Here is a 12,317-nt window from a genome sequence, read left to right as displayed (position 1 = left end):
TCTCTCGCTTGGCTGCTGGGTACTGAGCGAGCGATGAGACAAGCAGGACTGTAGCAGGAAGTGCAGAATAGCAGAGGCAGAGGGGCGTGAATATGCTATAATAGTTGCCGGGACTGGAACAGCTTGGGAGCGAGGAGTGGCTTCAAGCCGCACTTCACTTCTTTTTATCAGATCCTCTCCTCTATACTTTTTATCTCACAATATCTTAGGAAGTTGAGGGGTGAATTATGCATTTGATGAAGCAGATGCAGGCACAGAACTGGCTCATAGATTTCCGCGGGGGCACGCGTGCCAACATGTACCGCGTGCTCAAGACAGTTGTTGCTACCAAGTCGCCGTATCAGGAGATTCTGATCCTGGACACCATTGGCTTTGGGCGAGCACTCTTTCTGGACGGTATTCCGCAGTCCTCGGCCCTCGACGAGCACATCTATCACGAAGCGCTCATTCATCCAGTCCTGGTAGCGCACCGGCAGCCCAAGAAAGTCTTCATTGTCGGAGGGGGAGAGGGAGCCACGCTACGGGAAGTGCTGAGGCACAACACCGTCGAGCGTGTTGTGATGGTAGATATTGATGACACGCTGGTGGCCTTGGCCAGGGAGCATCTTGGTGACTGGCATCAGGGGGCCTTTGATGATCCGCGAGTTGAGCTGGTGCATGCTGATGCGCGGGGTTATCTAGAGAAGACCAACGAGACCTTTGACAGCGTCATTGTGGACGCCACTGACCCATTGGAAGGCGGGCCGGCGGCTCTGCTCTTCACCACCGAATTCTTCAAGCTGGCCAAGTCCCGTCTCAATCCGGGGGGGACTTTTGGCATGCAGGCCGAGGCGACCGACATTGGAGTCTGTGAGGCTCATGCCTCCATCATCAAGACCCTGAAGCAGTGCTTCAAATCGGTGTTTTCCTATCAGGCGATGGTTACCTTCTTCGGCCTGCCCTGGGGCTTTGCCGTGGCCAGTGACGAAGACATCGCGGCGCGCTTTACACCGGAGGTCATCACGGCCACCCTGCGAGAGCGGGGGTGCACTAATCTCAGATTTTACGATGTTGAGTCGCACCAGCACATGTTTGCCCTGCCTAAGTACGTGCGGGATGCCATTGAGGACCCGAACGTTGGCATGATCATTCGCGACGATCGTGTTCTGGTGGTGGAATAGAAAAAACGCCCACCTGAGCCATGCCCCGCTCAGCTTCGGCGCGGGGCATGGCCGTGAGCGTTTTCTGCGCCGAGGAGCCGACCCCACCCACAGGGATGTTCTCCATCCTCCTCTCGTTCCCTTTCCTTCCTCCTCCCTTCCTCTCTCTCACCTTCGCGACGACCCGTCCCTGCGGACAGGCAGGTGGATAGCGGGCAGGCGGACAGGTTTGGTGGATGAGCGGAGGGCGGAATTAGCGGGCGAGCCGGCGAGTTTCGACCTTACCTGGCTCGAAGAACGAGACGAGCGCGGCGTGGATGCGTTCAGCGGCGTCGGAGTTATCCCGCTGGTAGTTGCAGATGTAGACTTCCAGCGTCGCGTAGCCCAGTTCTGGCCAGGTATGGATAGCAATATGAGACTCAGCCAGGGCGATCAGGCAGGTGATACCGCCCCCATCGAACTGATGACAAAAAGCTCCCAGTTGCGTGAGATTGTGCTCTTTCGTCATCCTAGAGACGGCTGCACGCAGCTTCTCGCTATCCAGCTGAGCCATCAGGTTCTTGTCGCACGAATACAGTTCCGACAAGATGTGCTTTCCAACCGGAGGGGGTGCCATCGATTCAGAAACGCTTCCTTTCCTGAATTAATGTACCACTTTATTAGCCCTGGTCGGTGCAACCAAACTCTATGTATCGCCAAAGCGATATTGTTGAGGTGCGTTGGTGAAAGCAGATATATCAGCCCAGATGGCTCCAGGGCGTTTTGTCACAGCGGCCATACTAGTGTAGCACATTTCTTCCCCCATGACAATGGCTGGGCTTTCGGCTTCTGGTTGAGGGTGCGTATTCTCTCCGTAGGCCTCTCAGGCGCTCTTAGGCCCGCTACCGTCTCTCAGATCGTGGGTTAAAGTAATGGAGAAAGTCGGGGGACGCACAAAAAGAGGTCCCCCCAAAAAAGATGGCCGTGATGCCGGCTCGGGCATCACGGCCACGAGTAGGCTGATTGGTTGCCCGGTGCTTGCCTTTGCCGCTGTGAAAGAAGATCAAGGCACCAGCCTCCAGCCTTCTTCCTTGTTTGCTCTGCTGGCTGGACCGGACCTAAGCGCGGCGCGTGACCACGTTCGCTATGCGGCCCGGCACGTAGATGAACTTCTCCACGGGGGCATTGCCGATATAGGCGGCCACACGTGGGTTGCTCAGCACCAGCTGACGGATCTCCTCCTCGGGCGTCTCGACTGGCACTTCCAGGCGTTCACGCACGCGCCCGTTGACCTGTACCACCAGTGTGAAGGTCTCATCGTGTGTCAGAGCCTCATCGTACTGTGGCCAGTCGGTCAGGTGGATGCTGCCCTGGTGGCCGGTCATTTCCCACAGCTCCTCGGTGAGGTGAGGAGCCATTGGAGCCAGCAGGTGCATCATAGTCTCCAGGGCCTGGCGATAGGCGGCGGTGCGAGCGACCGGCTCATGCTGCTGCTTGATCAGCGCATTATTCATCTCCATCAGCGCGGCCAGGGCCGTATTGAAGCGGAAGTGATGCAGGTCCTCGGTGACGCGCTTGATCGTCTTATGGCGCAGACGCTCGATCGCGCGGGTGGCCTCGTTCTCCTCCTCGCTGACGGTACCGCTGACCCAGCTCTCCGTCACCAGGTTCCAGACGCGGTTCAGGAAGCGCCAGACGCCTTCCAGGTTCTCGGCTTTGAAGCTCCCGCCCTGATCGAAGGGGCCGATGAACATCATGTAGCAGCGCACAGTATCGGCGCCGTACTTCTCGACATACTTATCGGGGGCCTCGACGTTGCCGCGCGACTTCGACATCTTCTGGCCATCGGCTCCCAGCACCATGCCCTGGTGGTACAGACGCAGGAACGGCTCATCGAAATGCAGATAGCCCATATCGCGCAGGGCCTTGACGAAGAAGCGTGCGTACAGCAGGTGCATGGTGGCGTGCTCTGCGCCGCCTACATACTGGTCGACCGGCAGCCAGCGACGGATAGCCTCCTGGCTCCAGGCTTCCTTATCGTTATGCGGGTCGGCGTAGCGCAGGAAGTACCAGGACGAACAAATGAAGGTATCCATAGTATCGACTTCGCGCGTTGCCGGGCCGCCGCACTTTGGACAGGTGGTATTCAGGAAGGCCGGTTCGTAGCGCAGGGGGGACTCGCCCGTCGGTTTGAACTGAACATGCTCAGGCAGGTAAACGGGCAGCTGATCCTCGGGAACAGGAACCGTGCCATCCTTGGGACAATAGATGATCGGGATCGGGGCGCCCCAATAGCGCTGACGACTGATCAGCCAATCGCGCAGGCGGTAGGTCACCTTCGACTGGCCGATCCCCTGCTCCTCCAGGTAGCGAATCACGCGAGGGATGGCCTGATCAGCGGGTGTGCCCGTAAAGGGGCCGGAATTGATCATCGTTCCATAGGCTGTCTTCGCCTCGCTCCAGGTGGCTGGATCGCTCTCCTCCTCGCCTGGGGGCAGGATCACCTGGCGGATCGGCAGGCCAAACTTACGAGCAAACTCGAAGTCGCGCTGATCGTGGGCAGGCACGCCCATCACGGCGCCCGAGCCATAGCTCAGCAGCACATAGTCGGCAATCCAGACCGGCACGCGCTCGCCGCTGACAGGATTGATCACGTAGCCGCCAGTGAAGACGCCCGTCTTTTCCTTCTCCGTGCTCAGGCGCTCGATCTCTGTCATGCGACGTGTACGCTCGACATAAGCCTCGACCGCGGCGCGCTGCTCGGAGCTGGTCAGGCGCTCTACCAGCGGATGCTCCGGTGCCAGCACAAAGAAGGTGACGCCATAGACGGTATCAGGGCGCGTAGTAAAGACGGGGATCTCGACGCGCTCGCCGTCGATCTCGGTGAAGAAACGGATCTCCGCACCCTCGCTGCGTCCGATCCAGTTGCGCTGCATGGTGACCGTCTTCTCTGGCCAATCAATGCCATCGAAGCGCAGCAGCTCCTCGGCGTATTTGGTGATACGCAGCAGCCACTGCTCGATCTCCTTGCGGATCACCGTGCTGCCGCAGCGTTCGCACGTGCCGTTAGGCAGCACCTGCTCATTAGCCAGGGTCGTATTGCAGCCGGGGCACCAGTTGGCGGGGGCGCGAGTGCGATAGGCCAGGCCGTGCTTATAGAACTGCAGGAAGAGCCACTGAGTCCATTTATAGTACTCGGGCTGGCAGGTGACGACCTCGCGCTGCCAGTCCCACTGAGCGCCCATCATGCGCAGCTGCTTGCGCATGCGTTCGATGTTGGCCATTGTCCAATCGCGGGCCTGGATGCCGCGCTTGATGGCGGCATTTTCGGCGGGCAGGCCGAAGGCATCGAAGCCGATGGGCTGCATAACATTGTAGCCCAGGCGGCGCATGAAGCGGCCATAGGCATCGAAAGGAGAATAGTTGTACCAGTGGCCCATATGCAGATCGCCGGAGGGGTAGGGGAACATCACCAGATGATAGAACTTGGGCTTAGGCGAATCGTCCGGCGCGTGATAGATCTGCTCCTCCTCCCAGCGAGTCTGCCATTTTGGTTCAATTACCTTTGGATCATATTTTGTGCGCGTGATCATTGCAGGTGTCCCTCCCCTGATAATCGGTCGGACCTGATCAGGCACTGCGGCCAACAGCAGGAAAGCAGAGGCAAAGCGGGCCGACCTCGTCCATCGGTTTGCGAAGCCAGCCCGAGGCGCACGCATGAGAGCGGTGGCGCTTATTCTGCTGCTTCGCCTGGTTTTCTCTATCTCCCTGGCTGCCGAGCGCTGTCTGGCTTGTAGTGAGTAGCCCTGCTTCTACGGCGGTGGCCCAGGCGGGAGCGGCAGCCGAAGGCAGAGCAGGCTGCAGCAGCATAGACGCAGGACAGAAGGCGACAGCAACAGGCCAGGAAATAAGCGATGTAGTAGGGAGCGAGCGTAGCAATAAAAAAACCTTTCATCCGCTCGGGACGAAAGGTTTTTCCGTGGTACCACCCTGTTTCCAATCACCATCGGTAGCTTACTGCGGAGTTGAAGAGAAGTGGACCTGAGGGGACTCGAACCCCTGACCTCCTCCATGCCATAGAGGCGCGCTACCAACTGTGCTACAGGCCCATCTGCAACACGACGCTTGAGAGCGTCTCATCAAGAGTTCTTCACTCCGCAGTACCAGGTGACTGGCACTCGTTCATTGCTGTAACGGGCATACCGACAGGTGCTACTGACTCCCGAGGCGTTCGCACCTGTTGCTCACAGGCGAGTTCGGTCGTTATCCCGTATAGCCTTGCACCAGCCGGCTACTCTCTGGACGGGTCTGGCGACCTACTACTCCTGCTCATCGCCAGGTTTATTCTCTTTCCGCTGCCCTTTTACTATAGCACAAAGCTTTGCGGTTTGCAAGGGGGGAAGGCCCTTCTGGCCTTGCTGCCCGTTGAGCTGTGCCGTGTCGTGCTGGCAGCGGGTGGAGATGAGGGGACTCGAACCCCTGACCTCGACAGTGCGATTGTCGCGCTCTACCGGCTGAGCTACATCCCCATACCTTCGTGCTGGCGACTAGAATGATAGCACATCTGAGGGTGAATTGTAAAGACCTTTTTCTAGGAGATCTGCCAATTCACCCTTTCGTTCTATGAAAACGCTGGTAGGCTGGCGATAAATTCCGCCAGGTTTTCGCGCCCGTCGACGCGGATGCGCAGTAGAGCGAAAGGCCGGGTGCTTTGCTGGAGCCAGCCGGTGAGGCCGGGGTCGGTGGTAGCGCCAACGTAGCCATCGGCGGCCAGCATGGCGGTGATGCGGGCCTGTTCGAGGGGGGTACCGTGGCGGAACGGCTCGCCGCTGGGGTAGCAGAACTGCTGAATGGGGATGCCGAGGTGCTGCTGCAGGGTAGCCTGTGACAGCTGCAGCTCCTGCTGAGTAAGCTGAGGATCGCCGATAACGACCCAGCCCAGGCTGATGTGATGCACAGTATGTGAGCCGACCTGCATGCCCTGGGCGAGCAGGTCGCGGATCTCTCCCCAACTCATATAGCCTGCGTTCCCCACGACACCGGTGATGATGTAGAACATGCCACTGAAGCCGTGAGCCTGCAGAATGGGCACCGCATAGCGATAGACATCCTCGTACCCGTCGTCAAAGGTGAGAATAATGGGATGCGGAGGCAACGGAGCGTCAAAATAGAGAGCGTTGAAGAGCTGGTTAAAGGTGATGGTATGGTAGTCGTGGCTTTTGAGATAGTCGAGCTGGGCGGCAAAGTTGCGCGGCGTGACGGTCAGGCTGTAATCGAGCAGATTGTGGGTGGGTGCGGGTGAGACATGGTGATACATCAGGATGGGCACCGCAACGCTGCGGGCGGCTGGCTGAGGCGGTGGCAGGATGGGAGCTTCAGGGTCAGCCGGTCCGCCGGCGATTACATACCAGTGCTGCTCACCGTCCTGGCCGGTGCTGGCCTGGACGATGAAGGGCAGGTTGCGATAGATGCTCGCCGGGTGAAGGTCCTCGGGCGGTAAGTTGGCTTCCTTGCTGAACGTAGCATCGGGGACGAGCTGCAGGGAGACCGGGACAATGAGGGCGTCGCTGTAGCTCGTCATGGTCTCAGGATCGACCCAGCGACTGAGACGGCTGGGAAGTCCCAGGCTGAAGCCCTGCAGGGTGTAATGGGCAAAGCGCGCCTGCCAGAAGTCTGCGAAGGCTTGCTCGTCGGGCCAGAGGGCGCGCCGGGCCGGTGCCAGAAGCGACCACATAGTGGTGTAGTCATGATGCAGAAAAGCGGTCAGATAGCGCTGGGCCAGGACAAGCACTTGTTGCTCATTGGCCGCCTCCTGCGGGTGCTCGGCGATGAAGGTAGCGGAATTACGCGGGCCCTGATTGCCACTCTGACTGTTACCGCTCAGCAGCGCATAGAGACCCCAGGCGAGAACGGCAGTGGCGATCAGCAACAGGCTGAGGAGTCCGGCCAGCAGCAGCCGCGTGGCCCGGGGCGAGGTCGAACGATGGCGCTGCCTCCTGGAAAACGGCTGGCTCGCTGGTTGGGCCGTTTCTGGCCCTGATAGCGCTGCTCCCGCTTCCCTCCGAGAGGCGTACCCTTGCGACTCGTGATTGCTGGTGTATCTCATGGCTAAGAACCTGTGCGTGTTGTGTGTTCCTGCCTATAGCTGTACATGATCGCCCCCTCATTATACCAGAATCTAGGTAAAAATACCTATTCAAGAGCGGCAACTGGAGCGCAGCCGTGATGAAATACGCTGGTCAATGATGAGGTTAAAAGAACGGTTCGTCCTCTCTTGGAGGACATGAGGGCTTTAGGGAGGCTTATCTCCCTGAGATGAATGCAGAGAGGAGAAGAAAGGGCAGGAAGGCTGGCTCCGCGAGGCAGCGGGCCAGCCCATCCCGGAGCCGCGGACGAATGTGGCAGCGACTGCCAGGCGAGCGGCGGCCCCGGTGCGCATCTCGCGAGATAGGCGGGTGTGGCTGCGCGAAGGGAGTCAGGTTTGGTGGAGGCGGTGCCTGCCGGGGCTAGCCTTGCTTCTCATGGTGGCCACCGAACTCAAAGCGCATGGCCGAGAGCAGTTTGTCGGCGAAATCCGCCTCGCCGCGGGAGGCAAAGCGCTCATAGAGAGCGGTGCTGAGCACGCCGGCGGGTACAGCCTCATCGATCGCGGCTTTGATGGTCCAGCGTCCCTCACCTGAGTCGGAGACGCGTCCCGCAAACTGGCTCAGATCGGGGTCTGTGAGCAGGGCGTGGGCGGTCAGGTCGAGCAGCCAGGAAGCGATGACACTGCCGCGGCGCCAGAGTTCGGCGATATCGGCCAGGTTGAAGTCGTACTGGTAGTACTCGGGATTACGCAGAGGCGTCGTCTCGGCGTCGATCTCTTCGGGGTGCTTGCCGATATTGGCGTGGCGCAAGATGTTGAAGCCCTCGGCGTAGGCGGCCATAATCCCGTACTCGATACCATTGTGCACCATCTTGACAAAGTGGCCGGCGCCATGTGGACCACAATGCAGATAGCCGTGCTCGGCAGTACCGCCCACCTGCTCGCGTCCAGGGGTACGGGAGACGGCCTGGAGACCGGGAGCGAGGGCTGCAAAGAGCGGTTCGAGCCGCTGAACGATCTCGGCCTCGCCGCCGATCATCAGGCAGTAGCCGCGCTCAAGGCCCCAGACGCCGCCGCTGGTGCCGACGTCCAGGTAGTGGATGCCATGCTCTTTCAGGGTGGCGGCGCGGCGAATGTCGTCCTGATAGAAGGAGTTGCCGCCATCGACGACGACGTCGTCGGGAGAGAGCAGCGGAATGAGCTGTTCCAGGGTGGCATCAACGGAGGCGGCGGGAATCATCAGCCAGACAATGCGGGGCGGCTTCAGCTGCCCAACGAGTTCTGGCAGGGAAGTAGCCCCCGCGGAGATGGCCCCCTCTTTCAAACGCTTCTCCACGGTCTCGGCGTGGCGTGCGTAGCCAATGCATTTATGGCCAGCCCTTTGGAGCCGCAGGGCCATATTGGCTCCCATTCGTCCAAGCCCGATAAGACCAAGTTCCATGTAGCGATCCTTTCTTTTTCTGTCTTTCTTCTCTAGCTAGCGAAACTGGTGTTCTCCGGGGTACGGATGGAGAGACGGGCGCGGTGTGCTCTGGTCTGCCTGATGGGAGTTCCCTTCTGAACGGCAGACGGCTGGATGCCGGCTAAAGGAAGAGCAACACAGCGCTGCCTGTCCATCGCTAAGTGTACCATACTGGCGCAGGGAAGTGGAAAGAGGAGGGCTGGTCGTGACGCTGAGGGAGGACCAGCGAGGGTGGGATCAGTAAAGAGGTGCTCCCTGGCAATTTGCCAGGGAGCAAAGGGCAAGGTGAGTTGCTGCTGGAGAGCTGTCGAAGGGCTGCGCGTGCCTGATCTGCTCTACAGCGAGTCAGCGATTCTGATCCAATCAGCGACCCTTGTCGAGAACCACTTGTGAGCAGCTGGCTGGGTAACTGACTCCCTCTGGCAGACTGAGAGGCGAGACTGCCTGCGCTGCCGGAACTGGCGAGGGCAAGCGCGGATAGCCAGCGTCAGAGAGGGTCGGCGCCGGGGGCTGTCCCTGGCGCTCTTAGCTGCTAGTGCGCTGGCGCGTTCGGCGCATCAGTACATAACCCGTTTCCAGAATTGAGAAGATATCGATGCCGAAGGCGTACAACTTCATACGCGTGCGCGAGAGGACGTTGCGCACGGGGCGCATCTCCTGGTCCCAGACACCTTCAGCCTGGGCCAGGCTCAGGCGTCTTCGACAACGCTCAACCTCGGCTTCTGTAATCTGGCCGTTGGTAAAGCTGGCGAGGAGGACTTCGTAGGGACAGTAGTGGGGATAGGCTTCCAGTAAAGGGAGCAGCAGACAGATTTCGCTGTTGGTAAATTGCTGCTCGGCGATGAGGTGGGGCAGGCCCTCCTCGCAGGCGAGCTGGGCCAGGGTGCCGAGAGTCAGATTGAGGGCGAGAAGATGCTCAGGAGGGAGCAAATCGCGCAAGGCGAAATGACGTATCTCGGTAGGTGCTTCTTGGGAGGGACGCGGGGATGCTTTAGTCATACGCAGAGAGGTCTTCTGCATGGCACGCTCCTTCTGGCTGGATAAGATAGCTGCTGACGGACGGACCAATTCGCCGAACTAAGCCCGCGCCGAGCCGGGGGCCTGTAGTGGCTTTGTGTCGCCTGGTGGCTGCTGGAGCGCCTGGGACGTTACCCTTCTGCCGCTGGCGCTCGCTTGTTTGCTGGCTGGCGAAACAGCTGCCCCTCTTCTGAGGGGCGACAGGCCCTGCACTGCGAGAGCACTATGGTTTCTGCACGAAAATAACGCTCCTTTCCTCGCACTGCTTCCTCACAAGCACTTCTTGCTCCTTAGATGCTGCTCTCTACAGAGGACGAACGAGCGGCGCGATGATCAAATTAAGTCTGGGGGCGCGCTCGCTGCCGCTGAACCAGCGCTGCGGTGCGCTGGCCGTTGCCATGAGAAGCATGGACTGCCTCGATAGGCGCTGTACAAAGAAACGCGATGATATTCAATGTCTGATATATTTCGTTCCTTCCATATTTTACAGTACCAGATAATCGCCCAAAAATCAATACCTGAATTGGCTTTTTTGCTTCTCTTGCCGTAATGATGGCCGCCTTTCCTGTGGCGGGAGGGAGCGGGCGCTGGCTATAGTATATTCTGGCTATTCGTCCGTGCTGCACCCGCAAATTGGGCGATTTTGTTCCATACTGCTTTCGGTATCAGCTTTTCAAAGTCAGCATGCAGCTGATCGTTCAAAGGTCAGCCTCTCTCAGTATCCCTCCATCTCCTTGCTACTCTTTCACCTGGCTATAATCGGTTGACTTCGATTCCATAGCTTCACGCTGGAAGAGCTGCTTTGCTTCTGAGATATGGGGTATGAGAGACGATTGCTGCTGAATAGATGATACAGACTTAATTCGATAGGAAAGGTGCGCTTCAACCATGCGGAAGACCGCCCTGCCGGCCTGGTTCGGCGATTCGCGCATACAAGCCAGCGCGGACATCGTGATTGTGGGGAATGGAATCGCCGGCCTGACTGCTGCAATCGAGGCTCGCCGTTTTGCGCCTGATGCCACGATTCTGGTCCTGACGGAGCAGTGCTATCCGACGATTCACACGCCGGCGCTGCGCCAGGTTCTCTCTGGCAAGGTGGGTCGGAGCCAGTTGCTGGCCTATCCGGAGGGGACGGAGCAAGCGCGGGGGATTAAAGTGGGAGTGGCGCGGGTCGAAGTGATCGATGCGGTCGAGCGGCGGCTGCTGGTAGCACGTGGGGGAGTAGTCCATTACGGGGTACTCCTTCTGGCGACGGGTAGTGTGGCCCGTGGGTTGCCGAAGGATCTGCCCGGTGCTGCGCTAGATGGCGTTCTGACGTTGCATCGTCTGCCCGACTACCTTGATGTCAGGCGCCGGCTACGGGAGGTCCGTGATGTAGCGGTGATCGGTGGTGGGGTGCATGGAGCCGAAACTGTCATGAGCCTCTTGCACCTAGGCAAGCGTGTTCACTGGTTTATTCGCGGTTCCTACTGCTTGCCACGTCTGCTCAATCGAGTGGCAGCTGAGCTTGTCCTGCGGCACGTGGAGCAGGCAGGGGCGCTGGTTCATCTGGAAAGCGAGGTGATAGGCTTTCTGGGCAGTGTGGGGGAGTTAGCGGGAGTTGCCACTGCTGACGGGCGTGTTATTCCTGCGCAGCTGGCACTGGTTTGTACAGGAACGCGTCCCGCGCTCGATCTGGCTGCTCGTTCCACGCTGCCTCTTGTCTATGAAGAGAAGCAGGGCATCCTTGTCGATGAGCGGCTCTGCACCAGTGTCCCGGCAATTCTGGCTGCGGGGGATGTTGCTGCCTGGCGGCATCCTCTGAGCGGTTCCTATCGCTCGCAGCCATCCTGGCATGCGGCTGTCCTTCAGGGACGAGTGGCAGCGGCGACCATGACGGGACAGGTGATGGCTCCTGTCAGTGGGGTGATTGGTGCTCCCTGGCAGGCCACGCGGCTGGGTTCGCTCTCGATCCTGGTTGTCGGCGATCCCTTAGCGGAGGAGGCGGAGGTAAAGGTACTGACGCGGCATGGAAAACAGAGCTACCATCGCCTGGCGCTGGCTGGCGATCGTCTGATTGGCTATCTCGCGCTGGGGAGAGCGCAGCCTGATGCCCTGGCAATCAAGCGCCTCATCGATGAGGCCTTGCCGGTAGCGGCGATCCAGGATGCTCTGCTTCGAGGCGACTTTGATGCGCGTGCCTACTTTGCGCAGCTTCGCTCGTCTAAGCTCTATACTCTAACGGCGCCCGGGCGGCTAGCGGAGCGTACATTGGCGACCTCCCGGTGTGCGCCCTCTCTGCCTCCTCCGCTGGGCACGACGACTGCGGTGGCGGGATGGCAGGAGCCGCCCCAGGGCGGTGAACCCTTCCTGCAGGGAAGCGTGTCAAGAAGGAGGCCCCAAACTGAGCCACTACGGAGATTGATCCCTGCGCAGCATGGTACCAATGCGACCGATGCCGCGGGTTCTGGTACGCTTACTGATCCTGATTCTTGGGCTGGGAGGCCGGAGCATGAGCTGTGGCCGCGGCGGCTTGCGCTGCCGGCCTCCTTGTCCCAGCCAAACCCGCGTCCGCTGCGGTGTTGTCAGTAGCCAGGCATCGACGCCTGGCGTGAACTTGCTACCCTCTGAGGCGATGCAATCTTTCTTTCTGACT

At 59.6% G+C, this 12,317-nt stretch carries 8 protein-coding genes and 2 tRNA genes; 2 read left to right on the top strand and 8 right to left on the bottom strand.

Translation table 11 applies throughout. The annotated features are described in order from the left end of the window. Positions 1–227 precede the first annotated feature (227 nt). Positions 228–1,160, top strand: a complete 933-nt coding sequence (speE, locus tag IRZ31_RS05335; protein WP_297150615.1) for a polyamine aminopropyltransferase — start codon at positions 228–230, stop codon at positions 1,158–1,160. Here the strand turns inward: speE and IRZ31_RS05330 are convergent. From IRZ31_RS05330 to IRZ31_RS05295, 8 genes are all read right to left on the bottom strand, one after another. After that, a complete protein-coding gene (locus tag IRZ31_RS05330; protein WP_297150612.1) occupies positions 1,126–1,266 on the bottom strand; it encodes a hypothetical protein in 141 nt (46 codons plus the stop codon). The two genes, speE and IRZ31_RS05330, sit on opposite strands and share 35 nt — an antisense overlap. A gap of 126 nt (positions 1,267–1,392) precedes the next feature. Next, positions 1,393–1,755 (bottom strand): adenosylmethionine decarboxylase, encoded by a 363-nt coding sequence (speD, locus tag IRZ31_RS05325; protein ID WP_069804310.1) that lies wholly within the window; start codon positions 1,753–1,755, stop codon positions 1,393–1,395. A 481-nt stretch (positions 1,756–2,236) separates the two neighbouring features. Then, positions 2,237–4,711 carry a leucine--tRNA ligase gene (leuS, locus tag IRZ31_RS05320; protein ID WP_297150604.1) on the bottom strand — a complete coding sequence of 825 codons (2,475 nt, stop codon included), beginning with the start codon at positions 4,709–4,711 and terminating at the stop codon, positions 2,237–2,239. 443 nt (positions 4,712–5,154) lie between these two features. Then, positions 5,155–5,227 (bottom strand) — tRNA-Ala (locus tag IRZ31_RS05315). 347 nt (positions 5,228–5,574) lie between these two features. Beyond that, a tRNA-Ala gene (locus tag IRZ31_RS05310) sits at positions 5,575–5,647 on the bottom strand. 92 nt (positions 5,648–5,739) lie between these two features. Further along, on the bottom strand, positions 5,740–7,224 hold the full coding sequence (locus IRZ31_RS05305) for a polysaccharide deacetylase family protein (RefSeq protein WP_297150600.1): 1,485 nt from the start codon (positions 7,222–7,224) through the stop codon (positions 5,740–5,742). A gap of 400 nt (positions 7,225–7,624) precedes the next feature. Then, positions 7,625–8,644 (bottom strand): phosphogluconate dehydrogenase (NAD(+)-dependent, decarboxylating), encoded by a 1,020-nt coding sequence (gene gnd, locus IRZ31_RS05300; RefSeq protein WP_297150597.1) that lies wholly within the window; start codon positions 8,642–8,644, stop codon positions 7,625–7,627. A 546-nt stretch (positions 8,645–9,190) separates the two neighbouring features. After that, a complete protein-coding gene (locus IRZ31_RS05295; RefSeq protein ID WP_297150595.1) occupies positions 9,191–9,685 on the bottom strand; it encodes a hypothetical protein in 495 nt (164 codons plus the stop codon). Between the two features lie 885 nt (positions 9,686–10,570). Here IRZ31_RS05295 and IRZ31_RS05290 point away from each other — a divergent pair. After that, positions 10,571–12,253 (top strand): FAD/NAD(P)-binding oxidoreductase, encoded by a 1,683-nt coding sequence (locus IRZ31_RS05290; RefSeq protein WP_297150593.1) that lies wholly within the window; start codon positions 10,571–10,573, stop codon positions 12,251–12,253. The last annotated feature ends 64 nt before the right edge of the window (positions 12,254–12,317 follow it).

This window comes from Thermogemmatispora sp., assembly GCF_019683635.1.
In the GTDB taxonomy this organism is placed as follows: domain Bacteria; phylum Chloroflexota; class Ktedonobacteria; order Ktedonobacterales; family Ktedonobacteraceae; genus Thermogemmatispora.
Note: the sequence above shows the minus strand (reverse complement) of the source record. Positions and strands in the feature narration are given on the sequence as shown.

Coding starts and splice junctions, on each gene's coding strand:
- IRZ31_RS05305 (WP_297150600.1), bottom strand. CDS start 7,224: ATGAGATACACCAGCAATCACGAGTCGCAAGGGTACGCCTCTCGGAGG.
- speE (WP_297150615.1), top strand. CDS start 228: ATGCATTTGATGAAGCAGATGCAGGCACAGAACTGGCTCATAGATTTC.
- IRZ31_RS05295 (WP_297150595.1), bottom strand. CDS start 9,685: ATGCAGAAGACCTCTCTGCGTATGACTAAAGCATCCCCGCGTCCCTCC.
- leuS (WP_297150604.1), bottom strand. CDS start 4,711: ATGATCACGCGCACAAAATATGATCCAAAGGTAATTGAACCAAAATGG.
- gnd (WP_297150597.1), bottom strand. CDS start 8,644: ATGGAACTTGGTCTTATCGGGCTTGGACGAATGGGAGCCAATATGGCC.
- speD (WP_069804310.1), bottom strand. CDS start 1,755: ATGGCACCCCCTCCGGTTGGAAAGCACATCTTGTCGGAACTGTATTCG.
- IRZ31_RS05330 (WP_297150612.1), bottom strand. CDS start 1,266: ATGGAGAACATCCCTGTGGGTGGGGTCGGCTCCTCGGCGCAGAAAACG.
- IRZ31_RS05290 (WP_297150593.1), top strand. CDS start 10,571: ATGCGGAAGACCGCCCTGCCGGCCTGGTTCGGCGATTCGCGCATACAA.